The 23,785-nt window shown below is 57.3% G+C and carries 24 protein-coding genes; 19 read left to right on the forward strand and 5 right to left on the reverse strand.

Annotated features, from left to right (window positions below; translation table 11 throughout):
• The first annotated feature begins 2 nt into the window (after positions 1–2).
• From aroQ to ureC, 16 genes are all read left to right on the forward strand, one after another.
• The gene (gene aroQ / locus AO726_RS18835; protein ID WP_058069651.1) at positions 3–452 is read left to right on the forward strand and encodes a type II 3-dehydroquinate dehydratase; all 450 of its coding nucleotides are present in this window, start codon (positions 3–5) and stop codon (positions 450–452) included.
• A 22-nt stretch (positions 453–474) separates the two neighbouring features.
• Positions 475–936 carry an acetyl-CoA carboxylase biotin carboxyl carrier protein gene (accB, locus tag AO726_RS18840; RefSeq protein WP_058069652.1) on the forward strand — a complete coding sequence of 154 codons (462 nt, stop codon included), beginning with the start codon at positions 475–477 and terminating at the stop codon, positions 934–936.
• 17 nt (positions 937–953) lie between these two features.
• Positions 954–2,303, forward strand: a complete 1,350-nt coding sequence (gene accC / locus AO726_RS18845) for an acetyl-CoA carboxylase biotin carboxylase subunit (RefSeq protein ID WP_058069653.1) — start codon at positions 954–956, stop codon at positions 2,301–2,303.
• A 197-nt stretch (positions 2,304–2,500) separates the two neighbouring features.
• Positions 2,501–3,379, forward strand: a complete 879-nt coding sequence (gene prmA / locus AO726_RS18850) for a 50S ribosomal protein L11 methyltransferase (protein ID WP_058069654.1) — start codon at positions 2,501–2,503, stop codon at positions 3,377–3,379.
• Between the two features lie 63 nt (positions 3,380–3,442).
• Positions 3,443–4,735 carry a DUF3426 domain-containing protein gene (locus AO726_RS18855; protein WP_058069655.1) on the forward strand — a complete coding sequence of 431 codons (1,293 nt, stop codon included), beginning with the start codon at positions 3,443–3,445 and terminating at the stop codon, positions 4,733–4,735.
• Positions 4,736–4,910: 175 nt separating this feature from the next.
• The gene (gene dusB, locus AO726_RS18860; protein WP_058069656.1) at positions 4,911–5,912 is read left to right on the forward strand and encodes a tRNA dihydrouridine synthase DusB; all 1,002 of its coding nucleotides are present in this window, start codon (positions 4,911–4,913) and stop codon (positions 5,910–5,912) included.
• Complete coding sequence (fis, locus tag AO726_RS18865) at positions 5,909–6,229, forward strand: DNA-binding transcriptional regulator Fis (RefSeq protein WP_058069657.1); 321 nt, start codon at positions 5,909–5,911, stop codon at positions 6,227–6,229. The genes dusB and fis overlap by 4 nt, the downstream gene beginning before the upstream one ends.
• A gap of 74 nt (positions 6,230–6,303) precedes the next feature.
• Entirely contained in the window at positions 6,304–7,911 is a 1,608-nt protein-coding gene (purH, locus tag AO726_RS18870) for a bifunctional phosphoribosylaminoimidazolecarboxamide formyltransferase/IMP cyclohydrolase (protein ID WP_058069658.1), read from the forward strand.
• Positions 7,912–8,162: 251 nt separating this feature from the next.
• Positions 8,163–9,452, forward strand: a complete 1,290-nt coding sequence (gene purD / locus AO726_RS18875) for a phosphoribosylamine--glycine ligase (protein ID WP_058069659.1) — start codon at positions 8,163–8,165, stop codon at positions 9,450–9,452.
• 115 nt (positions 9,453–9,567) lie between these two features.
• Entirely contained in the window at positions 9,568–12,345 is a 2,778-nt protein-coding gene (locus tag AO726_RS18880; protein ID WP_058069660.1) for a hybrid sensor histidine kinase/response regulator, read from the forward strand.
• A gap of 108 nt (positions 12,346–12,453) precedes the next feature.
• Complete coding sequence (locus tag AO726_RS18885; protein WP_058069661.1) at positions 12,454–13,056, forward strand: MarC family protein; 603 nt, start codon at positions 12,454–12,456, stop codon at positions 13,054–13,056.
• 182 nt (positions 13,057–13,238) lie between these two features.
• Positions 13,239–14,072, forward strand: a complete 834-nt coding sequence (locus tag AO726_RS18890) for an urease accessory protein UreD (RefSeq protein WP_058069662.1) — start codon at positions 13,239–13,241, stop codon at positions 14,070–14,072.
• A gap of 3 nt (positions 14,073–14,075) precedes the next feature.
• Positions 14,076–14,378, forward strand: a complete 303-nt coding sequence (gene ureA, locus AO726_RS18895) for an urease subunit gamma (protein ID WP_058069663.1) — start codon at positions 14,076–14,078, stop codon at positions 14,376–14,378.
• Positions 14,379–14,388: 10 nt separating this feature from the next.
• Entirely contained in the window at positions 14,389–14,925 is a 537-nt protein-coding gene (locus AO726_RS18900; RefSeq protein WP_058069664.1) for a GNAT family N-acetyltransferase, read from the forward strand.
• Positions 14,922–15,251: an urease subunit beta gene (locus AO726_RS18905; protein WP_058069665.1), complete on the forward strand. Its 330-nt coding sequence runs from the start codon at positions 14,922–14,924 to the stop codon at positions 15,249–15,251. Before AO726_RS18900 ends, AO726_RS18905 begins: the two co-directional genes overlap by 4 nt.
• Positions 15,248–16,948 (forward strand): urease subunit alpha, encoded by a 1,701-nt coding sequence (gene ureC / locus AO726_RS18910; protein WP_058069666.1) that lies wholly within the window; start codon positions 15,248–15,250, stop codon positions 16,946–16,948. The genes AO726_RS18905 and ureC overlap by 4 nt, the downstream gene beginning before the upstream one ends.
• A 65-nt stretch (positions 16,949–17,013) precedes the next feature.
• On the opposite strand, the gene AO726_RS18915 is transcribed toward ureC, so the two are convergent.
• The 5 genes from AO726_RS18915 to AO726_RS18935 all read right to left on the reverse strand — a co-directional run bounded on the left by AO726_RS18915 (position 17,014) and on the right by AO726_RS18935 (position 21,019).
• Positions 17,014–17,904, reverse strand: a complete 891-nt coding sequence (locus AO726_RS18915; RefSeq protein WP_058069667.1) for a DMT family transporter — start codon at positions 17,902–17,904, stop codon at positions 17,014–17,016.
• A gap of 97 nt (positions 17,905–18,001) precedes the next feature.
• The gene (locus AO726_RS18920) at positions 18,002–18,898 is read right to left on the reverse strand and encodes an alpha/beta hydrolase fold domain-containing protein (protein WP_058069668.1); all 897 of its coding nucleotides are present in this window, start codon (positions 18,896–18,898) and stop codon (positions 18,002–18,004) included.
• A gap of 15 nt (positions 18,899–18,913) precedes the next feature.
• Positions 18,914–19,180, reverse strand: coding sequence for a DksA/TraR family C4-type zinc finger protein (locus AO726_RS18925; protein ID WP_058069669.1), 267 nt, complete (start codon positions 19,178–19,180; stop codon positions 18,914–18,916).
• A gap of 74 nt (positions 19,181–19,254) precedes the next feature.
• Positions 19,255–20,118, reverse strand: coding sequence for an isocitrate lyase/PEP mutase family protein (locus tag AO726_RS18930; protein ID WP_058069670.1), 864 nt, complete (start codon positions 20,116–20,118; stop codon positions 19,255–19,257).
• Between the two features lie 169 nt (positions 20,119–20,287).
• Complete coding sequence (locus AO726_RS18935) at positions 20,288–21,019, reverse strand: substrate-binding periplasmic protein (protein ID WP_241492148.1); 732 nt, start codon at positions 21,017–21,019, stop codon at positions 20,288–20,290.
• Between the two features lie 302 nt (positions 21,020–21,321).
• Here AO726_RS18935 and AO726_RS18940 point away from each other — a divergent pair, with 302 nt between their 5' ends.
• The 3 genes from AO726_RS18940 to AO726_RS18950 all read left to right on the forward strand — a co-directional run bounded on the left by AO726_RS18940 (position 21,322) and on the right by AO726_RS18950 (position 23,724).
• On the forward strand, positions 21,322–22,056 hold the full coding sequence (locus AO726_RS18940) for a VC0807 family protein (RefSeq protein ID WP_058069671.1): 735 nt from the start codon (positions 21,322–21,324) through the stop codon (positions 22,054–22,056).
• Between the two features lie 24 nt (positions 22,057–22,080).
• Positions 22,081–22,518, forward strand: coding sequence for a YqaA family protein (locus AO726_RS18945; RefSeq protein WP_058069672.1), 438 nt, complete (start codon positions 22,081–22,083; stop codon positions 22,516–22,518).
• A gap of 261 nt (positions 22,519–22,779) precedes the next feature.
• Positions 22,780–23,724: a lysylphosphatidylglycerol synthase transmembrane domain-containing protein gene (locus tag AO726_RS18950; RefSeq protein ID WP_177330573.1), complete on the forward strand. Its 945-nt coding sequence runs from the start codon at positions 22,780–22,782 to the stop codon at positions 23,722–23,724.
• The last annotated feature ends 61 nt before the right edge of the window (positions 23,725–23,785 follow it).

The raw sequence follows: 23,785 nt of genomic DNA on the forward strand, positions 1-23,785 counted from the left end.
TCATGGCAACCTTTCTGGTCTTGCACGGCCCCAACCTCAACCTGCTGGGGACACGTGAGCCGGGCGTCTACGGCGCCACCACGCTGGAACAGATCAATCAAGATCTCGAACGCCGCGCACGCGAGGCAGGTCACCATTTGCTGTACATGCAGAGTAATGCCGAGTACGAACTGATTGAGCGGATTCACGCCGCGCGAGACGAAAGTGTCGACTTTATTCTGATTAATCCTGCTGCTTTTACGCACACAAGCGTCGCATTACGTGACGCATTGCTGGCAGTGAGCATCCCATTCATCGAAGTGCATCTCTCTAACGTGCACAAACGCGAAGCTTTCCGCCATCACTCCTATTTTTCGGATGTAGCTGTAGGAGTGATCTGCGGCCTTGGCGCCAGCGGTTACCGACTGGCCTTGGAGGCTGCAATTGAACAACTTGAACTTAAGCGCCCCTGACCATTTTGGGAGTTGAATCACTATGGATATTCGTAAAGTCAAAAAACTGATCGAGCTGCTGGAAGAGTCCGGCATCGACGAGCTGGAAATTCGTGAAGGCGAAGAATCCGTACGCATCAGCCGCAACAGCAAGCAAGCTGCTGTTGTTCAGCAGCCGTACTATGCACCTGCTCCGGTTGCTGCCGCACCTGCAGCTGCGCCGGCAGCCGCTGCTGCTGAGGCCGCTGCCCCGGCTGCACCGAAGCTGAATGGCAACGTCGTTCGCTCGCCAATGGTCGGTACCTTCTACCGCGCATCCAGCCCGACTTCTGCCAACTTTGTTGAAGTCGGCCAGACCGTCAAGAAAGGCGACATCCTGTGCATCGTCGAAGCCATGAAGATGATGAACCACATCGAAGCTGAAGTTAGCGGCACCATCGAATCCATCCTGGTCGAAAACGGCCAACCGGTTGAATACGACCAGCCTCTGTTCACCATCGTCTGATGTCCCGGGAGCCTGCAATGCTGGAAAAAGTCCTGATTGCCAACCGCGGCGAAATCGCCCTGCGCATCCTGCGCGCCTGCAAGGAAATGGGCATCAAGACCGTTGCCGTGCACTCCACTGCAGACCGTGAACTGATGCACCTGGCCCTGGCCGATGAATCCGTCTGCATCGGCCCTGCGCCGGGCAACCAATCCTACCTGCATATTCCAGCGATTATCGCTGCTGCAGAAGTGACCGGTGCTACCGCCATTCACCCGGGCTACGGTTTCCTCGCAGAAAATGCCGACTTCGCCGAACAGGTCGAAAACTCCGGTTTCGCCTTCGTAGGTCCGAAAGCCGACACCATCCGCCTGATGGGCGACAAGGTTTCTGCCAAGAACGCCATGATCAAATCCGGCGTACCGGTTGTACCGGGCTCCGACGGCCCGCTGCCGGAAGACGAAGAAGAAGCCCTGCGTATTGCCCGTGAAGTGGGCTACCCGGTGATCATCAAGGCCGCTGGCGGTGGCGGTGGTCGCGGCATGCGCGTGGTTCACCAAGAAGAAGACCTGATCAAATCAGCCAAACTGACCCGCACCGAAGCCGGTGCAGCGTTCGGCAACCCGATGGTCTATCTGGAGAAATTCCTCGGCAACCCGCGCCACGTCGAAGTTCAGGTTCTGTCTGACGGCCAGGGCAACGCCATTCACCTGTATGACCGCGACTGCTCCCTGCAGCGTCGTCACCAGAAGGTGATTGAAGAAGCTCCGGCCCCGATGATCGATCCAAAGGCCCGCGAAGAAGTACTGCAACGCTGCGTCGATGCCTGCATCGAGATCGGCTACCGCGGTGCCGGCACCTTCGAGTTCCTTTACGAAGACGGTCGCTTCTACTTCATCGAAATGAACACCCGCGTTCAGGTCGAGCACCCGGTTACCGAAATGGTTACCGGCATCGACATCGTTAAAGAGATGCTGAGCATTGCCGCTGGCAACAAGCTGTCGATCAAACAGGAAGATGTGAAACTCAATGGCCACGCCATCGAGTGCCGTATCAACGCTGAAGATCCGGACACCTTTATGCCATGCCCTGGCAAGGTCAAACACTTCCACGCCCCAGGCGGCAACGGCGTGCGTGTTGATTCACACCTATACAGCGGCTACAGCGTTCCACCGCACTACGACTCGCTGATCGGCAAAATCATCACCTTCGGCAACAGCCGTGATGAAGCCATGGCACGTATGCGCAACGCGCTGGATGAAATCGTCGTTGACGGCATCAAAACCAACACCCCGCTGCACCGCAACCTGGTGCGCGATGCTGGTTTCTGCAAAGGCGGCGTGAATATCCACTACCTTGAAAAGAAACTGGGTATGGATAAGCACTAAGCTTGGCATTTGCCTGTGCTGTATCACAACAAGGGCTGCCGAAAGGTGGCCCTTGTCGTTTGTTGGCGCTCAACGCTGGCAGGCCCCACCACCTTCAAGTAAGCTGCGCGCCCATCACCCAAGCCTGCTGCTGATCCGCCACCTAGCGCATCAGAATGTCGGCTCTATTTGCTTTAACTGCGCCACGAGGTTTTCCCATGCCCTGGTTACAAGTCCGTCTCGCCATCACCCCGGATCAGGCGGAAACCTACGAAGATGCCCTGCTGGAAGTCGGCGCAGTATCCGTAACCTTTATGGACGCCGAAGATCAGCCGATCTTCGAGCCCGAGCTAGGCACTACGCCGCTGTGGTCGAACACTCACCTGCTCGCCCTGTTTGAGGCAGACGCAGAACCGGAAAGCGTATTTGCTCACCTGAAGCTGCTGACCGGCTCCGAACTGCCCGAGCATCACGCTGAAGTGATTGCCGATCAGGACTGGGAGCGCAGCTGGATGGACGGTTTCAAGCCCATGCGCTTCGGTGAGCGTCTATGGATTGTCCCGAGTTGGCACGACGCACCTGAGCCTGACGCGGTAAACCTCCTTCTAGATCCAGGCCTGGCGTTCGGCACCGGCACCCATCCAACCACCGCACTGTGCTTGGAATGGCTGGATGGCCAGCAACTCGAGAACAGCAGCGTGATCGACTTCGGCTGCGGCTCAGGCATTCTGGCCATTGCCGCGCTGCTGCTGGGAGCGCCACGCGCTGTGGGTACAGACATTGATCCACAAGCGCTGGAAGCCTCCCGCGACAACGCCAATCGCAATGGCATTGCGGCAGAACGCTTCCCGGTTTATCTCCCGGAAGACATGCCGCGCGACCAGGCTGACGTGGTCGTCGCCAATATCCTCGCAGGCCCGCTGGTGGCACTGGCAGAACCAATCACCCGCCTGGTCAAACCAGGCGGACGCTTGGCGCTTTCCGGCATTCTCAGTGAACAGGGAGAAGAAGTCCGCGCCGCCTATGCAGACGCCTTTGAGCTCGACCCAACAGCTGAAAAAGACGGCTGGGTACGCATCAGTGGTGTACGCCGCTGAGTCCCCACCCAGCATCTGATCAACTTGATATAAACTAACCGCCTTGTTTGCCCGGACCTGCGCATGACCCAGAGCTTCATCACCCAGTGCCCCCATTGCCGCACCAGTTTTCGCGTGAGCAACGCGCAACTGAATGCCGCCCATGGAGCAGTGCGCTGCGGAGCCTGTCTGCACGTGTTCAATGCTGCTCAGCAACTGCGCGAGCAAGGCGTCGATCTGAGCCCTGCCACTGCGCCCCGCACACCTGCACCTGCACCTGCACCTGCACCTGCACCTGCACCTGCACCTGCACCCAGCAAGCCTGAGCCCGTTACCCCGCCTCCACCTAGCCCTGTTGCGCCTGTGGAAAAACCGGCTCCGACAACTGACGACACCCTATGGATCCATGACGACCTGGATCTGGGTGATCTCGATCTGGACGAGGAACTGGCCAAACTGCAAGCCGAAGAGCTGGATCTATCCAAAGAGTTTCTCGACCTGGACAAACCAGCCACAAACACCACCCCTCTGACGGCAAGCAAGACCGAAGAACTGGCCGATGAACGCTGGGCCGAGGCACTTCTGATCCAGGAGCAACAGGACGATCCCGAACCTATCCCTGTTCAGGAACCAGCCATCCCATTCGAAGTGGCGCAGCTCGAGCCAGAAAAAGCTGAGCCCTCAATTGGCCCATTAGATGACCCCGAGCCAGAGGTTCAGTACACCCCTATAAACCTACGCGAGCCGCACGAGACAGCACCACTTAAGGCGAAAAAGCTCGAGCCGCAACCTCTCGCCACGGCTAAGACGCCTCGTACGCCACGACTAAGCGATGAGCGCCTGATTGAGCTTGACGATGAACCCCTGCAGCTTAACTGGCAAAAGCCGAAAAAACCCTGGGGACGCTGGCTTGGCTGGGGCCTGCTGAACCTACTGGCCGCTGCAGGTCTGGCCGCGCAATACGTGACCTATAATTTTGCGGAACTGTCGCGCAACGACCAATACCGCCCATGGTTCGAGAAGATCTGTCCAACGCTTGGCTGCACCCTGCCCTCCAAAGTGGATATCGACCAGATCAAGAGCAGCAATCTGGTTGTACGTAGCCATCCCGAATTCAGCGGCGCACTTGTGGTCGATGCGATCATCTACAACCGCGCCTCGTTCTCGCAACCGTTCCCACTTTTGGAAATGCGCTTTGCAGATGTGAACGGAAAACTACTGGCCAGTCGCCGCTTCAAACCCAGCGAATACCTCGCGGGCGAGCTGGCAGGCAATGCTGAAATGCCCACCCAGACCCCGATCCATATTTCCCTGGATATTCTTGATCCAGGCGCTCAGGCCGTGAACTACAGTTTGAGTTTCCACTCGCCGGAATAGCCCTCTCACAGGCATAGCGCGTTTTTGTCGCACAGTCTCGATAGCCGCACAACGAGAGCTGTACATAAAATGTCCAAAACCACCTTTCTCCGGTCTTCCAGAGCGAGTATCATGCCCACCCTTTTTCGCACTCTCCTATTTGTTCAACAGCATGCCTCTTGAACAGGGAAGCCCTATGCCGGCCCTAACCATTGGCCCTTATACACTGCCGAACTCGCTGATCCTCGCCCCTATGGCGGGAGTCACTGACCAGCCGTTCCGTCAGCTGTGCAAACGCATGGGCGCAGGATTGGTAGTATCGGAAATGGTTACCAGCGATGTACGCCTGTGGAACACTCGTAAATCCAGCCTGAGGATGATCCATCAGGGCGATCCTGAGCCACGATCGGTCCAGATCGCAGGTGGCGATCCGCAAATGCTGGCTGAAGCCGCACGCAGAAACGTAGAGCTGGGCGCGCAGATCATCGATATCAACATGGGCTGCCCGGCCAAAAAGGTCTGCAATAAAGCAGCAGGTTCTGCGTTATTGAAAGACGAATTGCTGGTACGCGATATACTCAATGCCGTGGTGGGCTCTGTCAGTGTCCCGGTGACACTGAAAATCCGTACAGGGTGGGACCGCCAGAATAAGAACGGCATCAATGTCGCACGTATTGCTGAAGACTCTGGAATCGTGGCACTTGCAGTGCATGGCAGAACCCGCGCCGACCTGTACACCGGTGAGGCTGAGTACGAAACCATCGCAGCAATCAAACAGGCTGTCACGATTCCAGTACTGGCCAACGGTGACATCGATTCGCCGGCCAAAGCAAAACAAGTTTTAGATTTTACAGGTGCAGATGGCCTGCTGATTGGACGGGCTGCTCAGGGCAGACCCTGGATTTTCCGGGAAATTGAGCATTACTTGCGTACGGGTAACACGCTTCCTGCGCCAACGCTTCAGGAAGTGGAACGAATTCTGCTGGAACACTTGGCTGCGTTACACACCTTCTATGGTGATGTGATGGGCGTAAGAATCGCCCGTAAACACGTCAGCTGGTACTTAGCAACCTTGCCGGGCGCCAAGGAGTTTCGCGCCCAATTCAATCGTCTGGACAGCACGGACGCACAGTGCGCCAACGTTCGAGAGTTTTTCAACGAACGTCATAAAAACGGAGAAGAAGGGGTAGCCGCATGACGGTGTTGACTGAGACTTTAGGAAGTGGAATGGCTCCCGTGAGTGACAACAGCAGCTTGAAGCAGCATCTCAATACGCCCACTGCAGAAGGCCAGACCTTGCGCGGAAGTGTGGAGAAAGCGCTGCACAACTATTTTGCCCACCTTGAGGGCGCTGACGTATGTGACGTCTATAACTTGGTGCTGACCGAAGTTGAAGCACCGCTGCTGGAAACCGTGATGAATTACGTCAAGGGCAACCAGACCAAGGCCAGTGAACTGCTTGGCCTGAATCGCGGAACCCTGCGTAAGAAACTCAAGCAATACGACTTGCTGTAACCCGAACTCCCGAAAAGGGCGGCCCACTCGAGCCGCCCTTTTTTGCTGATATCACCGTTCTGATGGATTCTGAAATGACCGACCAGACCACCCGCCTCCCCGTTCGCCGCGCCTTGATCAGTGTTTCCGACAAGACCGGTATCCTCGAGTTCGCCCGCGAACTGAGCGCCCTTGGCGTGGAAATCCTCTCGACCGGCGGCACCTACAAGCTGCTCAAAGACAATGGTGTTGCGGCTGTTGAAGTCGCCGACTACACCGGCTTTCCGGAAATGATGGATGGTCGCGTCAAAACCCTGCACCCGAAAATCCACGGTGGCATCCTCGGCCGCCGCGCCCTCGACGGCGACGTGATGGATCAGCACGGCATCAAACCGATCGACCTGGTTGCAGTCAACCTGTACCCATTCGCTGCCACCGTGGCCAAGCCAGGTTGCGATCTGGCTGATGCCATCGAGAACATCGATATCGGCGGCCCGACCATGGTTCGCTCAGCAGCCAAAAACCACAAAGACGTTGCCATCGTGGTGAATGCAGGGGACTACAGCGCCATCGTCGAGTCCCTCAAAGCAGGCGGCCTGACCTACGCCCAACGCTTCGACCTGGCCCTGAAAGCCTTCGAGCACACTGCTGCCTACGACGGTATGATCGCCAACTACCTGGGCACCATCGACCAGAGCCGTGAAACCCTGTCCACCGAAGAGCGCGGCATGTTCCCCCGCACCTTCAACAGCCAGTTCATCAAGGCGCAGGAAATGCGCTACGGCGAAAACCCGCACCAGAGTGCAGCCTTCTACGTTGAAGCAGAAAAAGGCGAAGCCAGCGTTGCAACGGCTGTTCAGCTGCAAGGCAAAGAACTGTCGTTCAACAACGTCGCCGACACCGACGCTGCACTGGAGTGCGTGAAGAGCTTCGTTAAACCGGCTTGCGTGATCGTCAAACACGCCAACCCGTGCGGCGTGGCAGTTGCGCTGGACAGCGAAGGCGGCATCCGTCAGGCCTACGAGCTGGCCTACGCCACTGATACCGAATCGGCTTTCGGCGGCATCATCGCCTTTAACCGTGAGCTGGACGGCGAAACCGCCAAAGCCATCGTTGACCGCCAATTCGTTGAAGTTATCATCGCGCCGAAAATCAGCGCAGCTGCCCGCGAAGTCGTCGCAGCCAAAGCCAATGTGCGTCTGCTTGAGTGCGGCGAATGGCCTGCTGAGCGCAGCGCTGGCTGGGACTTCAAGCGCGTCAACGGCGGCCTGCTGGTACAGAGCCGCGACATCGGCATGATCACCGCTGAAGACCTGAAGATTGTGACCAAGCGCGCACCGACCGAGCAGGAGATCCACGACCTGATCTTTGCCTGGAAAGTGGCCAAGTTCGTTAAATCCAACGCCATCGTATACGCCAAAGGCCGTCAGACCATCGGTGTTGGCGCTGGCCAGATGAGCCGCGTGAACTCCGCCCGTATCGCGGCGATCAAGGCTGAGCATGCTGGTCTGCAAGTCGCCGGTGCGGTCATGGCGTCCGACGCATTCTTCCCGTTCCGCGACGGCATCGACAACGCTGCCAAAGCAGGTATCACAGCTGTGATCCAGCCGGGCGGCTCCATGCGCGACAACGAAGTGATCGCAGCGGCTGATGAAGCCAACATCGCCATGGTCTTCACCGGCATGCGTCACTTCAGGCACTAAGTCCGGCCGCACTCGGACAGGCATCTGCTGCGTTGCCCGGCCCTCGCTCCATGCTCATTGCCAGACGGCAACTGCGCTGGATGAAGAACCGGGCGTCTTGCATCTACCTGCCCGATTGCGACCTCAATGATTCAATTAATGGTGTTGAAATGCTGGTTCATCCAACATGATTCACCAGTATTTGTAGGGTGAATAAGGCTCTGCCTATCCACCAATCGGGCCACACGCCCGCCTCCACGAAGGAGCACGCAATGAACGTACTGATTATCGGCAGCGGCGGTCGTGAACACGCCCTGGCCTGGAAAGTGGCTCAAGACAAGCGCGTCGAAAAAGTATTCGTCGCACCGGGCAACGCCGGTACTGCCACGGAAGCCAAATGCGAAAACGTCGCCATCGATGTACTGGCCCTTGAGCAGCTGGCTGACTTTGCCGAGAAAAACGTACAACTGACTATCGTTGGCCCGGAAGCTCCGCTGGTTGCCGGTGTAGTTGACCTGTTCCGCTCGCGCAACCTGCCAGTATTCGGCCCGACTAAAGGCGCAGCTCAGCTGGAAGGTTCCAAGGCATTCACCAAAGACTTCCTCGCTCGCCACAAGATCCCGACTGCTGACTACCAGAACTTCACCGAGGTTGAGCCTGCACTGGCTTACCTGCGCGAGAAAGGCGCTCCGATCGTTATCAAGGCTGACGGCCTGGCTGCCGGTAAAGGCGTGATCGTAGCTATGACCCTGCAGGAAGCTGAAGATGCCGTACGCGATATGCTCGCTGGCAATGCCTTCGGCGAAGCCGGTTCCCGCGTGGTGATTGAAGAGTTCCTGGACGGTGAAGAGGCCAGCTTCATCGTCATGGTTGACGGTGAAAACGTCCTGCCGATGGCCACCAGCCAGGACCACAAGCGTGTAGGCGATGGCGATACCGGCCCGAACACTGGCGGCATGGGCGCTTACTCCCCAGCTCCGGTGGTGACAGCCGACGTGCACAAACGCGTCATGGAAGAAGTCATTTACCCGACCGTTCGCGGCATGGCCAGCGAAGGTAACGTGTATACCGGTTTCCTCTATGCCGGTCTGATGATCGACAAGAGCGGTGCGCCGAAAGTCATCGAGTTCAACTGCCGCTTTGGCGACCCGGAAACCCAGCCGATCATGGTGCGCCTGGAGTCCTCGCTGGTGCTGCTGGTCGAAGCCGCACTGGCTAAGGCGCTGGACAAAGTCGAAGCCACTTGGGATCCGCGCCCGACCGTTGGTGTAGTTATCGCGGCCGGTGGCTATCCAGGCGATATCACTAAAGGTGATGCTATTGATGGCCTTGAGGACGCTGCGCAACTGGACGGCAAAGTGTTCCACGCCGGTACTGCACTGAAAGACGGCAAAGTTGTTACAGCCGGTGGCCGCGTGCTTTGCGCAACTGCAATCGGTCGCAGCGTGTCTGAAGCCCAGCAGCAAGCATACCGTCTGGCCGAGAAAATTCGCTGGAACGGCAGTTTTTACCGCAACGATATCGCTTACCGCGCCATTGCCAGGGAAAACGAAACGAAATAATCGTCAATAATATGTAAACAAATGATTAAAGGTGGCCACAAAGCCACCTTTATCGTATTTCCCACTGAAATAGCATGGCTATAATCCGTGCAACTATTCACGAAGGGAACTCTCTGTGCTTCGGCTGAGGATCGCCACTCATTTTCTTCTGAGTTTTCTGCTACTAGCCCTCACCAACGGGCCGGCCATGGCAGACAACACCTCCTGGTCGATCCTGAAAGACCCGGAAGCCAGCCTGCAGCTCAACGATATCCGTACGCCACAAATTCGCGGGCAATTCACGCCTGTTGATCTGAAGCGCCTCTACACTCCCGGCCGCAATACCGCAATCTGGCTGCACTACTCATTACCGGCCAGCGAACAAGCCCAAATGCTACGGGTGTTTGCTCCCTACCTCGGTTACCTCGATCTGTATGTATTGCACGGCAATGAACTGGTCGAGCAGGTCCACACCGGAACCAACCTGCCCCTGTCCAGCCGCCCGTTACCCAGCCGTGATTTTCTGCTGCCACTGCCCGTAGCCAAAGAACCGCTGGATGTGTTCCTGCGTCTGGCCTCTGAACATTCGTTACGCCCAAGCATTACGCTACAAAGCTCTCAAGAAATGGCCTCTGATGACTCCCGAGCCCTATTGTTCGGCGCGTTGATGGGAGCATTAGTGGTTTTATTGGCCTATAACCTGGCGCGTTTTTTCTATACCCGCAGCTACTGTGGATTGTGGTTAGCAGCCAGTATTGCGTTCCTGCTGGTGGCAGCTAGCAGCGTATTAGGTATCAGCGCACCATGGCTAGGCGAATGGCTGGTGTATCAACCGCAGATCGTCAATCTGTCGATCCTGCTGTGCATGTTTTGCACCCTGTTATTCACCATCAGCTTCTTCCGCAAGAGCCAGACCTACTCCGTTCTCAGCTATCTGCTGGGGGTGGAGGCCGCCGTGACCGCGGGTTTCTGCGTGGTACTACTGGTCATTCCGGGCATCAACTTCAACCAGTTTGTGTACCTGATCAATACCGCTTCCGCCTTTAGCATTCTGGCGCTGTCCCTCAAGCAGTGGCACAACGGCTACGCACCGGCGCGGATTTTTTCCTTTGCGGTGCTGCTCTACAGCATCAGCTTTTTGGCATCAATTCCGGTGTTCTTCGGCTACTGGGAAGTCAAGACCGAGTACGTCAGCTACGCTCTGGTCGGCAGCATGGTGGTGTCTAACTTCATCCTCGGCATGGCCCTGACTGAACGGGAACACCTGCTGGACCTGCAGCGCCTGACCACCAGCCGGGCGCTGGCCGCAAGCTCAGCGGAGTTAAAGGCCAAAGCCGAGTTCCTGGCCAAGATCAGCCACGAAATCCGCACTCCAATGAATGGCGTGCTGGGCATGACCGAACTGCTGCTGGGCACACCACTGTCGGCTAAGCAACGTGATTACGTGCAGACCATTCACAGCTCCGGCAATGAACTGCTGACTCTGATTAACGAGATTCTCGACATCACCAAACTGGAATCCGGACAGATTGAGCTGGATGACGTGCAGTTCGACCTCAACGCCCTGATTGATGACTGCCTCGACATCTTTAGGGCCAAAGCCGAGCAACAGAAGGTCGAGCTCATCAGCTTTGTTCAGCCTCAGGTTCCACGGGTGATCAGCGGTGACCCTACGCGTTTGCGTCAAACCATCCTCAGTTTGCTGGATAACGCCTTTAAACAGACCGAAGAAGGTGAGGTGTTGCTGGTGGTCGCGCTGGACAGCAGCGTGTCACCGCCACGCCTGCGTATAGCTGTACAAGACAGTGGTCAGCCGCTGAATATGAAAGAGCGCGACGCCTTGCTCAACACCGAACTGCACAGCAAGGACTTCCTCTCCGCAACCAAACTGGGCGGTCGCTTGGGCCTGATCATTGCCCGCCAGCTGGTGACCCTGATGGGCGGCGATTACGGCATTCAAACTGGCCGCAGCCGAGGCTCAACCTTGTGGTTCACCTTGCCACTGGACCCAAGCCGTCTCGAACAGCCCAACACCAATCTGGATACTTCTCTGCAAGGTGCACGGCTGCTGGTGGTGGATGACAATGACACCTGCCGTAAAGTACTGGTGCAGCAGTGCAGTGCTTGGGGCATGAACGTCAGCGCTGTGCCGTCCGGTAAAGAGGCCCTGGCGCTGTTGCGTACCAAAGCACATCTGAAAGAGTACTTCGATGCGGTTCTGCTTGATCAGGACATGCCGGGCATGACCGGCATGCAGCTGGCGTCCCGAATCAAAGAAGACGCCAATCTCAACCACGACGTGCTGATCATCATGCTGACCGGGATCAGCAACGCACCAAGCAAGGTTATTGCCCGCAATGCCGGGATCAAGCGCATTCTGGCCAAGCCTGTCGCCGGGTATAGCCTGCGCACCACACTGGCTGACGAGCTGGCCCAGCGTGGTAAGGCTAACTCGCCCATGTTTGTACCGCCGCCAGTGGTTGCCCCGCTGCACGTACCGGACGACTTCCGCATTCTGGTGGCCGAAGACAACACCATTTCGACCAAAGTCATTCGCGGCATGCTGGCTAAACTCAACCTGCAGCCGGACACCGCCAGCAATGGCCAGGAAGCACTGAGCGCCATGAAAGAGAAGCTCTACGACCTGGTCCTGATGGATTGCGAAATGCCGATCATGGATGGCTTTTCCGCAACCGAGCAGTTGCGCCTCTGGGAACAGCTCCAACAGCGCCCGCGCACTCCGGTGGTGGCCCTGACCGCACATATTCTCAGCGAACACAAAGAACGTGCGCGCAAGGTCGGCATGGACGGACATATGTCCAAGCCCCTGGAAATGTCACAGCTGCGCGAGCTGATTGAACATTGGGTAGTTGAGCGAGCCAAACGCCGCCAACGTGACGCTCAGTCCAGCTAACCCATCCAATCAATTAGACGCAGCACCGAACCACGCCGGCCTGCATCGCTGAGCCCAAACGGCATGCGATAACACCCTTAATTCGAATTTTCGAGACGAGTCCCTGCCATGGCCTCTGCGCTATTCAGTATTTATTTGAGCCTTCTGGTGCTCTACAGCCCATTCTTCGTGCTCTCGTGTTTTGTCACTCTTAGCCGTGGCCATACGCCCAAGGAACGCCAGCGCATGGCGTGGAAAGTGGCGCTGGGCGTGCTGGTGGCCAGTGTGCTGCTGTACTTGTTCGGCAAGTACATCTTCACCCTGTTCGGCATCACCATTGACGCATTCCGCATCGGCGCGGGCAGCGTCCTGTTCATTTCCGCGCTGGGCATGGCGCAGGGCAAATCAGCAGTACAGGCTGACAATGTTCAGCAGGACGTAACCATTGTGCCGCTGACCATTCCCCTCACCGTTGGCCCCGGCACCATTGGTGCACTACTGCTGATGGGGGCCAGCCACCCGGAATGGGACGATAAGCTGCTGGCGGTGCTGGGCATTACCCTGGCCAGCCTGACTGTGGGCATTGTGCTGTACCTCTCCAACCAGTTTGAACGCCTGCTCGGCGAACAAGGTCTGCAGATCGTCAGCCGTCTGATGGGCCTTTTTGTGTGCGCCCTGGCTGCTCAGATTATCTTCACTGGCGTACGCAATTATCTGGTGGTCGGCAACTAACAAGCACCAACATGGTGCGAAACAGTAAATACCGCACCATTGCAGTCCAGCCGCATAACAAATGAGAGTCCCAACTCATAGGTTATGCCGGTCTTAGCGCAGTCATCTCTGCCAATGCACTCTTCTGGCGCGATCGGCACGGCTATTGCTCAGTCAGAGCACGCCAATTACTGCGACGTCCCATGAACAGCCCTGCCTCACTCTTTCATCCAGCCTGGCACGCCACCCTGGAGCTGGCCTACACACGCAACGGAGACTGCACCCGCCCCGCCCTGCGCCGCCACAGCGGCCCGCTGCGCGTGCAAAAGCATCTGTACGCCGAAGGCCCCGATGTGTGTCAGCACATCATCGTGCACCCCCCGGGTGGTATTGCCGGAGGCGACACCCTGTCAATCAGCGCCTGCGCAGGCCGCGACACCTGGGTGCAGCTAACCAGTCCTGGTGCGGCCAAGTGGTACCGTGCCGCCACACCGGCGTCCCAGCATCTTCAGCTCACGGTGGAAAACGGAGCGACGCTGGAATGGATGCCGCAAGAAACCATCCTATACTGCGCAGCCCAGGCTCAGCTTAAGACCGACATTGAACTGGCCAACGACGCCAGACTGCTGTACTGGGACATCGTTGCCCTTGGCCGCCCTGCCAGCCAGGAACGATTCGACCAGGGCAGCTATCAAGCCGAACTGAACATTCGCCGCAAGGGACAGTTAATTTGGCATGAACGCCAGCGCATAGAGGGCAACGACGGCCTGCTGGATTCCCCCATCGGCCTCAACAGCCAGCCGGTTATCGCCACGTTACTGCTGACCGGTGAAATCGACAGTGAGTTGCTACAGCGTTGCCGCGAATTACCCAATCCGGTGCAAGGTGATTTAAGCCAACTGCCCGGCCTGCTGATCGCCCGTTGCCTGGCCGCTGAGGCCCTGCATGCCCGAGACTGGCTGATCGACTTGTGGCACTTGCTACGCCCTGCTGCCTTGGGCAGGCCCGCCATTCCCCCAAGAATATGGAGTACCTGACGCATGAACCTGAGCCCACGCGAGAAAGACAAACTGCTGATTTTCACAGCCGGGCTGGTTGCCGAGCGCCGCCTGGCCCGTGGCCTGAAGCTCAACTACCCGGAAGCCATGGCTTACATCTCCGCTGCCCTGCTTGAAGGTGCGCGGGATGGCCAGAGCGTGGCCGAACTTATGCACTACGGCACCACCCTGCTCAGCCGTGAGCAGGTCATGGAAGGGGTGCCGGAAATGATCCCGGACATCCAGATTGAAGCCACCTTCCCGGATGGCACCAAACTGGTGACCGTGCACCAACCTATCGTCTGAAGGAACAGATATGAGCTACAGCATCCGCGATGCCAACGAGGGCGACCTCGAAGGCATCCTTGGCATTTTCAACCATGCAGTGATCAACAGCACAGCGCTTTGGATAGAACGCCTGTCCGACCTGGAGGAGCGCCGCGCCTGGCTGAAACAACGCAATGCCGTCGGCTTTCCGGTCTTGGTGGCAGTGGCTAACGGTGAAGTACTGGGCTACGCCAGTTACGGCACCTGGCGAGCCAACGAAGGCTTCTGCCATACCGTCGAGCATTCGGTTTACGTGCGTGACGATCAGCAAGGCAAAGGTATCGGTAAAGCCCTCATGCAGGAATTGATCGAACGGGCCAAAACAGAAAACCTGCATGTCATGGTTGCCGCTATTGAAAGCAGCAACAGCACATCAATTGAACTGCATAAACGCTTCGGCTTCATCACCACCGGACAAATGCCACAGGTGGGACGCAAATTTGGCCGCTGGCTGGATCTGACCTTTATGCAGCTGATGCTGAATACAACCGTCACACCAACGCCTGCCAGCGGAGAGCAGCCATGATCCCAGGTGAATACAAAACCCAGGACGGCGAGATCGAAATCAATGCCGGCCGCCGCACACTAAAACTAAAAGTTTCCAACAGTGGTGACCGACCGATCCAGGTCGGCTCGCACTATCACTTCTTCGAAACCAATGATGCGCTGATCTTTGATCGCATAGCCGCCCGCGGCATGCGTCTGAATATCCCGGCCGGAACCGCCGTACGGTTTGAGCCAGGACAAAGCCGTGAAGTCGAACTGGTAGAGCTGTCCGGACGCCGTCGGGTGTTCGGCTTTGCCGGTCGGGTCATGGGCGATCTGGATACAAAGGACGACACACAACCATGAAAATATCCCGACAGGCCTATGCCGACATGTTCGGCCCAACCGTGGGCGATAAAGTCCGGCTGGCCGACACCGACCTGTGGATCGAAGTCGAGCAGGACTTCACCACCTACGGTGAAGAAGTGAAGTTCGGCGGCGGCAAGGTTATCCGTGATGGCATGGGACAGAGCCAACTGCTGGCCGCCGAAGTAGTCGACACCCTGATCACCAATGCCCTGATCATTGATCACTGGGGCATCGTCAAAGCGGACGTAGGCTTGAAGGACGGCCGTATCGCCGCCATCGGCAAAGCAGGCAATCCAGATATCCAGCCAGATGTGACCATCGCCATCGGCGCCAGTACTGAAGTCATCGCCGGTGAAGGCATGATCCTTACCGCAGGCGGTATCGACACGCACATCCACTTCATCTGCCCGCAGCAGATTGAAGAGGCTTTAATGAGCGGCGTCACCACCATGATCGGTGGCGGCACCGGCCCGGCCACCGGCACCAACGCAACGACTTGCACCTCCGGCCCGTGGCACATGGCGCGCATGCTCCAGGCCGCGGATGCCTTCCCGATGAACATCGGCTTTACCGGCAAAGGTAACGCCAGCCAGCCGGAGCCGCTGATTGAGCAGGTCAAGGCTGGCGCTATTGGCCTGAAGCTGCACGAAGACTGGGGCACTACGCCTGCCTCCATCGACAACTGCTTAAGCGTTGCCGATCAATACGACGTGCAGGTGGCGATCCATACCGACACTTTGAACGAATCCGGTTTTGTCGAAACCACCCTTGGCGCTTTCAAAGGCCGGACAATTCACACCTATCACACCGAAGGTGCCGGTGGCGGCCATGCCCCGGACATCATCAAAGCCTGTGGCTTTGCCAACGTGCTGCCCAGCTCGACCAACCCGACCCGGCCGTTCACCAAGAACACCATTGATGAACACCTGGACATGCTCATGGTCTGCCACCACCTGGACCCGAGCATTGCCGAAGACGTGGCCTTCGCTGAAAGCCGCATCCGCCGCGAGACGATTGCCGCTGAAGACATCCTGCATGACCTCGGCGCATTCAGCATGATCAGCTCTGACAGTCAGGCCATGGGCCGCGTCGGTGAAGTGATCACCCGCACCTGGCAAACCGCCGACAAGATGCACAAACAGCGCGGCCCGCTGCCGGGCGACGGCGAAGGCAACAGCAACTTCCGGGTCAAACGCTATATCGCCAAGTACACCATCAACCCGGCGATCACCCACGGCATCAGCCATGAAGTCGGCTCGATTGAAGTGGGCAAGTGGGCCGACCTGGTGCTATGGCGCCCGGCATTCTTTGGTGTCAAACCAACCCTCATCCTCAAGGGTGGCGCGATTGCCGCCAGCCTGATGGGCGATGCCAACGCCTCAATCCCGACACCGCAGCCGGTGCACTACCGGCCAATGTTCGCCAGTTATGCCGGTAGCCGTCACGCCACCAGTATCACCTTTATCAGCCAGGCTGCCTTTGATGCCGGCGTGCCGCAACAACTGGGCCTGCAGAAGAAAATTGGCGTGGTTAAAGGTTGCCGGGATGTGAAAAAGACCGACCTTATCCACAACGACTATCTGCCGAACATTGAAGTGGATCCGCAGAACTATCAGGTTAAAGCCGACGGTCAGCTGCTCTGGTGCGAGCCGGCAGACGTACTGCCCATGGCGCAGCGCTATTTCCTGTTCTGAATCTCAGCCCATAAAAAAACGCCGTGCAGTACGCTGCACGGCGTTTTTGTTATCAGCGCCAGCTATCAGGCCGCTTCAGCTTTTTTGTTGCGATGCCGGTCGCGGGCTTTACCAATGGCCAGGCATACGCCGCTGATGATGATGATCGCCATCCCCAGCATGCCGCCCCAATCCGGTACATGGCCGAAGATGATCATGCCCAGCAGCGTGGCGAAGATAATCTGCGAGTAGGTAAACGGAGCCAACGTAGCCGCACTGGCGTGATGGTAGGCGTTAGTCAGGCACAGATGCCCCCCCATGGCCAAAGCCGCCAGAGAAACAATTGCCAGTGCATGCTCAAAACTCGGTACAACCCATACCCACGGCAGGAAGACGCTCATCACCAATGTACCGATGATGCTGCTGATGTAGTTGCTCGCAACCGGGTGATCAATCCCACTCAGACGACGGGTCAGAACGTGGTATGTCCCGAAACAGATCGCAGCGGCAACCGGTAACAGAATTGCCGGGGTGAACAGATCGCCGCCCGGACGCACGATGATCATCACGCCGAGCAGTCCACCCGCCACCGAGGCCCAAACGCCAAGGCTGATTTTCTCTTTGAGCACAAAAGCCGAGATCAGAATCACCACAACTGGCGACAGGAAGATCACCGCAGTCGCTTCACCCAGCGGGATGAACATCAGCGCACTGAAAATAAACAGGCTAACCCCAACCAGGCACATTGCTCTGGCGAACTGCAACTTGGGTGCCTGCGTGGTGATCAGGCGTTTGCCCATACGCGGGGCAAACATGGCCGTCATCATCACCGTCTGCGCCAGGTAACGCGCCCAGACGATAAAGAAGACCGGATAAATTTGTGTCAGATATTTGGAGAGGCCATCATGACTGGCCAACAGTAAGCCGGAAGCAAGGATCAACAGGATCCCCAAGCCAAGGCGATTGGTAGTGGGCACTTCGAAACCATACGAATAATTAGCAGGCTAAGAATGTTACCCGAGTGTCACTTTAAGTAACAGATTGCTACACACCTGTACGAACGTCACCGGGCGATTACCGTACAACAATCGACTTGATCACACTTCTGGCCTGCCTCCCCTCTGGGGTCGGCAGCAGCGGCCAGACATGAATCATCTCCGGTTCAACGTGTAGATCCAGCGTACCGCCCTGCTCCCGCACACGCTCAGCCAGACGCAGCGCATCGGAGCCAATCAGATCGTTACCAGCACTCCACACCGTCATGCCGGGCAAGCCCTGAAAATCACCAAATATAGGGCTGACCCAAGGATGCTCAAGAGCCAGCGCACCGGCATATAGACGCGCCGCCTCAGCCGCTCCGTCGCGCGCCAACATTGGATCACGCCGCAGCTGGGCGGCGCTGTGCGGCTCGCGCAAGGTCAGGTCAAGCCAGGGGCAGATCAACAGTAAATGAGCAGGCCGCGGTCTTGCCCGCTCACGTAAATCCATCGCCAGGGCCAGCGCCAGCCCGGCTCCTGCAGAATCCCCCGCGAGTAACAATGCCTGTGTGCCGACGCGCTGTTGGGCACGATCCCACGCCTGTCGGACAACATTTAGCGCCTGCTCGCAATCACCCTCTGGCGCCAGCGGATAGAGCGGTACGCTGATGTGGCAGCCGGTATCCAGCACCAGCTCCCGTAACAGCCGCCAATGGTGACGGGTAATCGGGCGCACATACGCACCGCCGTGTAGATAAAACACCTGTGGAGCCTGAGCACGTGGCTGTTTGGGAGCTAGGTGATAGACCGGGTGAGTCCCGACCAGCTCGAAGGTCACATCCAGCTGCGCGCACATACGCCGCCCTGGCAGGGCCGGCCCGGCGCGGCGGGTCTGGCGGATACCGGAATGTAAACCCTCAATGCTGGCGTAGATGCGCTTGCGCCTGCTTAGCCGAAGCCACAAAACCACCAGACGATGCTGCCAGCTGGGCATGTGTGGCCACCACCCTCAGCGCAGCTGACTATCTTTACTGCCGCGGCGGTTGTAGCCACTGCTGGCCACCTGCTGACGATCCTGCTCCGCCTGGCAACTAACGCATAGCCGCACACCGGGAACGGCCTTACGCCGGGCCTCAGGAATTGCAGCGTCGCAAGCCTCACAGTGAGTCAGGCTCTCACCCTGAGGCAACTGGCTGCGAGCGCGGGCTACAGCATCTTCAATGCTGCTGTCGATCTGCTCCTGAACCGCGCCATCACTTGCCCAACCGCCTGCCATGCGACACCTCCCCGCCCCACAGTCATGATCTGCTAGGTATGCATGAGCTTAGGAAAAAGCTCAAGTCCTGCGGTTTACTCGCGAACTTTCATAAAGGCGTCGGCCCATGATTTGTAGGCCTCGGGCAGGCTGTACTTTTTAGCCAGCTCGGACGCGCTCAGCTCGCTGGCATCAACCCCACGCTGTTCACGCAGGCAGTCGTAGGTGGCTTTGATAGCCGCAAAGTAAGCCGCATGCCCATCCACCACGACCCGCACCCGTAACGCGGCCAGGCGCTCAGGATCACGCAGTTTGGGGTTACCGTAGGTGACCAGCATCAACGGCACATCTACTGTTTTGGCGATCAACTCAAGATGCTCGAAATCTTCGATACCAACCATGCAGATGGCGTCGGCGCCAGCTGCGGCATAAGCCTGAATCCGCTCAATCACCTCTGCCGTGCTCAACACCCCGGCGTGAGTCCGCGCAATGATGGCCAAGTCAGGATCAATCCGCGCCTCGACTGCCGCTCGAATTTTGCCAACCCCTTCGGAAATGCAAATCAAATCAGTGGACTTGCCCTCAAACTGAGTCGGCAGCAGCGTGTCTTCAATGGTCAGCGCAGCAACACCAGCCCGCTCCAGCTCAACCACCGTACGCATGACATTCAGCGCATTGCCGTAGCCATGGTCAGCATCGACTATCACCGGCAAGCGGCTGACCCGACCGATGCGGGTAGCCTGTTCGACAAACTCACTCAGGGTGATAAGGGCAAAGTCCGGAGCCGCCAGCACCTGTAAAGAAGCAACCGAACCGCCCAAAATACCGACTTCAAAGCCTAAGTCAGCCGCAATACGCGCAGCCATTGGGTCGAAAACAGACGCAGCACTGTGACACCGATTACCCGCCAGCAACGCGCGAAACTGCGCACGAAGTTGATGGGGAGAAATTTTCTGCATGACATACACCCTAACGCAAGGACGCGCCGGACTCAGGCTAGCCGGACGACATTTTTTTGATATGTAGTAAGACTACATAATCCTCCACTTTGCTTACTCGCGCCTTTCATAGCGGCGCAATCCCGACCGCTGACCGAATTTATGGTCAGCTTTGACGGGGCATGGACGATCAAGGTGGAGCTAGCGGCACCAGATAGGGTTCAGTGAACCAGCGGCGGTGGATGCGCTCCAGCGTGCCATCACGATTAATCTGGTCCATTGTCTTCTGCAAATGCTGGATCAGTGCAGGACTGGTATCCAACGAGAACGCAATATAGGTGTACGAATCGAGAATATGGAACTGCAGCTCGACTTCGTCACGACTCATGCCCTCCTCAGCGAGCAGGTCATCCAACACCATATCCGTAGTGACTAACACGCCGATGCGGCCATGTTTGAACATCCGCGCCACGTGACGCGGCGTAGGCACAGCGTAAAGACCTTTAAGACCAATATCGGACAGGTACTCATAGGTGTACCAAAGTTTGGGGACAGCGGTGACACCCTGATCCTCTAGGTCTTGTAGGTTTCTCAAGTGCAGACCGCTGTTACGTTTGGTGTAGACACCGGTGCGACTCACCGCGATTGGACCGACCCAAGTGAACTGATCTTCGCGCTTGGCCGTACGGGCAACTGGGAACAGAGCCAAGTCGCTTTCGCTTTGCACCTGGTGGTAACCGCGCGTCCAGGGCACCAGCTCGATTTTTCCGGCAACGCCAGCGCGCTGCAGCAGTAACTCCACCACCTCAACCGCCATACCTTTGAGCTGACCATCCTCGGTGTAACTCAGTGGCCGGTATTCCTCTGTAAACAGGCGTAATTCTGCAGCCGCCACCGAGCTTGCGCCGCTAACCAGCAGCAATAAGCCCAACCCGGTCAGTATGCTTGCCGCCCATCGACTAAGACACCTATCCAACACGTAACCCCACCAAATTCGTATGAAATGTCCTGGAAGAATGCAGATATGGAACATCTATACGCGTTCAATCTAACATCAGCGACTTCAGATGAAGCCTGACAGATTAACCGTTCATCCGTTTTGCAGGAGCTACTCAGATCAAAGTATGGTCTAAACAACCTTTTTAGAACTCCAATAACTGTCGGGCTGGCAGATACATCCCGATCAAGCGATCATCGCCCCCCCTTTACCGCCATTTGACTAATATGACCGAAACCACTCCCAGCAGCACACCGACCCACAAACCACGTCCGATGATGGATTTGCTGATCAGCATCCTGATTCCATCCGTGATTCTGATGAAGCTCAGCGGCGAACAAAACCTCGGTGCCGATGGTGCTCTGGTTTTGGCTCTGGCATTCCCGCTTGGCTGGGGCTGCTTCGAACTGGTCAAGTACCGCAAGTTCAACTTCATCGCCCTACTGGGCCTGATCAGTGTGCTGATGACCGGCGGTATCGGCCTGCTCAAACTCGACAATCAGTGGCTTGCCATCAAAGAGGCCGCGGTACCTGGCCTGATCGGTATCGCCGTACTGGTATCCACCTACACCCGGTATCCCCTGATCCGCACCATGCTGTACAACAAGAACGTACTGAATGTAGACAGGATCCAACAGCGCCTGGAAGAAACCGGCAACACCGCACAGTTTGAAAACCGCCTGCTTAAGGCCACCTACTGGCTGAGCAGCACCTTCTTTTTCTCCTCGGCCATGAACTACGCGCTGGCCAAGTGGATCGTGATCAGCCCGGCAGGAAGCGAGGCGTTCAACGAAGAACTGGGACGTATGAACCTGCTCAGTTACCCAATGATCGCTATCCCGTCCATGATTATGCTGATGGGCATTTTTTACTATTTGTGGCGCACCATCAGCGGCCTGACCGGACTCAAGCTGGAAGAAGTAATGGCCAATCAGGATCAGCATCCAGACTCAGAGCGCTAAGCACTCGCCCAAGCAGCCTGACCAGTGCTGATCTTTTCCGCCTACGCGGGCCTATTCCTCTCTGCGCTTGCAGCCGCCAGCCTTCTGCCTCTGCAGTCAGAAGCGGTGCTAGTGGCCATGCTGCTTTCAGAGCAATACAGCGTCTGGCTGCTGGTGGCCGTTGCCAGCCTTGGCAACACTCTCGGCTCACTGATCAACTGGGGGCTAGGGTGCTACCTTGAGCGCTTTCGCAACCGCAGCTGGTTTCCAGTCAGTGAAGAGCGCCTACTTAAGGCACAGCGTTTTTATCACCGCTTCGGCCGCTGGTCACTGTTACTAAGCTGGATGCCAATCTTCGGCGATCCGCTGACACTGGTAGCCGGCCTGATGAGGGAACGTCTGGGAATTTTTCTGCTGCTGGTTGGCGCAGCTAAGACCACCCGCTATATCGCGCTGGCCCTGATTACGCTTGGGATGACATGAATCATCTCGTTGTAAAAAGACACACTCCGTAACGCCATTACAAACACAGGAGGTTGAGCTGACGCCGCGTCTCCGGGATACTGCGCCCCTCGCGCGAAATCAACGCAAGTCTATGTTTACAAGTACGGCAGCGATTTTTACATCCAAGGCAAGCGCTACACCTCCCTCTATACGCCGCTTACCTATCCCTTCCGGAGTTAACAGTTCGGGAAGCAATGCTGCATGCAATGATCGCCACCCTGTTAAGGAGTTACGCCAGTGATGAAAAGGAGCGACCTGATCTGGACCCTTGTGGGTCTCGGTGCAGTCCTGCTGTCGTGCTATCTCCTGTATCACGAAGTCCGCAACATCTCCCTTGAAGAAATCGCCGACAGCCTGCGGGCCATTCCCCGTCATAACTGGATTCTCGCAGCAACAGCCACACTGGGTGCTTACTGTGCGCTGGCCTGGTATGACCGCATAGCCTTGTCCCATCTGGGCAAAAAAATTTCCTGGCGCTTTATCAGTCTCTGCTCGTTTACCACCTACGCCTTGGCACACAACATCGGTGCTTCAGTCTTTTCCGGCGCACTGGTCCGTTATCGCGCATACCGCACCAAGGGCCTGACGCCGCAGGAAATCGGCATTCTGATCGTTTTCTGCTCATTTACTTTTGCCCTCGGCACGATCCTCGCGGGTGGCTGCGTCCTGGTTCTTGAGCCTGATCTGATCCAGCGCGTTGCCGATATTTCACCGCGGGTTTCCGAAGTCATCGGTGCCATATTGCTCCTGCTGGTAGCCCTCTACGTGCTCGGTTCCTGGCTGCAGTTCAAACCCTGGAGCTGGAAAAAGTTCCACCTGGAGTACCCGCGCCTGAGGATCGTCAGCCGCCAATTGCTCGCGGGCCCACTGGAGCTTGCCTGCGCAGCAGCGATCATCTACTACGCGCTACCCGCTGAAACCAATCCCGGCTATCTGGTCATCTTCGGGGTGTTTTTGGCATCGTTCTCACTCGCCCTGCTGTCGCACGCACCGGGCGGTCTCGGTGTCCTGGAAGTCACCTTCCTGGCCGCTCTGCCAGAGATTCCGACCTCTGACGTGTTGGCCGCCCTGATCGTCTTCCGAGGCTTCTACCTACTCCTGCCGTTTGCTCTTTCCTTGCTGGTGGTACTCGGCTTCGAATGGTCGCAATGGCAGGTACGCCGCCATTCGCCAGAAGGGAAATAACACCTCTCAGGCGATAATAGGGGCAGCATTACGCGCGGCACTCGCATAGAATGCGCGGCCG

The organism is Pseudomonas sp. TTU2014-080ASC, from assembly GCF_001446935.1.
GTDB lineage: Bacteria > Pseudomonadota > Gammaproteobacteria > Pseudomonadales > Pseudomonadaceae > Aquipseudomonas.

What these genes read in the sequence shown, in the direction of transcription:
- AO726_RS18950 (WP_177330573.1), top strand. Translation starts at nt 22,780, where the DNA reads ATGAAAAGGAGCGACCTGATCTGGACCCTTGTGGGTCTCGGTGCAGTC.
- dusB (WP_058069656.1), top strand. Translation starts at nt 4,911, where the DNA reads ATGCCGGCCCTAACCATTGGCCCTTATACACTGCCGAACTCGCTGATC.
- AO726_RS18925 (WP_058069669.1), bottom strand. Translation starts at nt 19,180, where the DNA reads ATGGCAGGCGGTTGGGCAAGTGATGGCGCGGTTCAGGAGCAGATCGAC.
- AO726_RS18940 (WP_058069671.1), top strand. Translation starts at nt 21,322, where the DNA reads ATGACCGAAACCACTCCCAGCAGCACACCGACCCACAAACCACGTCCG.
- AO726_RS18900 (WP_058069664.1), top strand. Translation starts at nt 14,389, where the DNA reads ATGAGCTACAGCATCCGCGATGCCAACGAGGGCGACCTCGAAGGCATC.
- purH (WP_058069658.1), top strand. Translation starts at nt 6,304, where the DNA reads ATGACCGACCAGACCACCCGCCTCCCCGTTCGCCGCGCCTTGATCAGT.
- accC (WP_058069653.1), top strand. Translation starts at nt 954, where the DNA reads ATGCTGGAAAAAGTCCTGATTGCCAACCGCGGCGAAATCGCCCTGCGC.
- AO726_RS18920 (WP_058069668.1), bottom strand. Translation starts at nt 18,898, where the DNA reads ATGCCCAGCTGGCAGCATCGTCTGGTGGTTTTGTGGCTTCGGCTAAGC.
- prmA (WP_058069654.1), top strand. Translation starts at nt 2,501, where the DNA reads ATGCCCTGGTTACAAGTCCGTCTCGCCATCACCCCGGATCAGGCGGAA.
- AO726_RS18855 (WP_058069655.1), top strand. Translation starts at nt 3,443, where the DNA reads ATGACCCAGAGCTTCATCACCCAGTGCCCCCATTGCCGCACCAGTTTT.
- accB (WP_058069652.1), top strand. Translation starts at nt 475, where the DNA reads ATGGATATTCGTAAAGTCAAAAAACTGATCGAGCTGCTGGAAGAGTCC.
- AO726_RS18890 (WP_058069662.1), top strand. Translation starts at nt 13,239, where the DNA reads ATGAACAGCCCTGCCTCACTCTTTCATCCAGCCTGGCACGCCACCCTG.
- fis (WP_058069657.1), top strand. Translation starts at nt 5,909, where the DNA reads ATGACGGTGTTGACTGAGACTTTAGGAAGTGGAATGGCTCCCGTGAGT.
- ureA (WP_058069663.1), top strand. Translation starts at nt 14,076, where the DNA reads ATGAACCTGAGCCCACGCGAGAAAGACAAACTGCTGATTTTCACAGCC.
- AO726_RS18930 (WP_058069670.1), bottom strand. Translation starts at nt 20,118, where the DNA reads ATGCAGAAAATTTCTCCCCATCAACTTCGTGCGCAGTTTCGCGCGTTG.
- purD (WP_058069659.1), top strand. Translation starts at nt 8,163, where the DNA reads ATGAACGTACTGATTATCGGCAGCGGCGGTCGTGAACACGCCCTGGCC.
- AO726_RS18905 (WP_058069665.1), top strand. Translation starts at nt 14,922, where the DNA reads ATGATCCCAGGTGAATACAAAACCCAGGACGGCGAGATCGAAATCAAT.
- AO726_RS18885 (WP_058069661.1), top strand. Translation starts at nt 12,454, where the DNA reads ATGGCCTCTGCGCTATTCAGTATTTATTTGAGCCTTCTGGTGCTCTAC.
- aroQ (WP_058069651.1), top strand. Translation starts at nt 3, where the DNA reads ATGGCAACCTTTCTGGTCTTGCACGGCCCCAACCTCAACCTGCTGGGG.
- ureC (WP_058069666.1), top strand. Translation starts at nt 15,248, where the DNA reads ATGAAAATATCCCGACAGGCCTATGCCGACATGTTCGGCCCAACCGTG.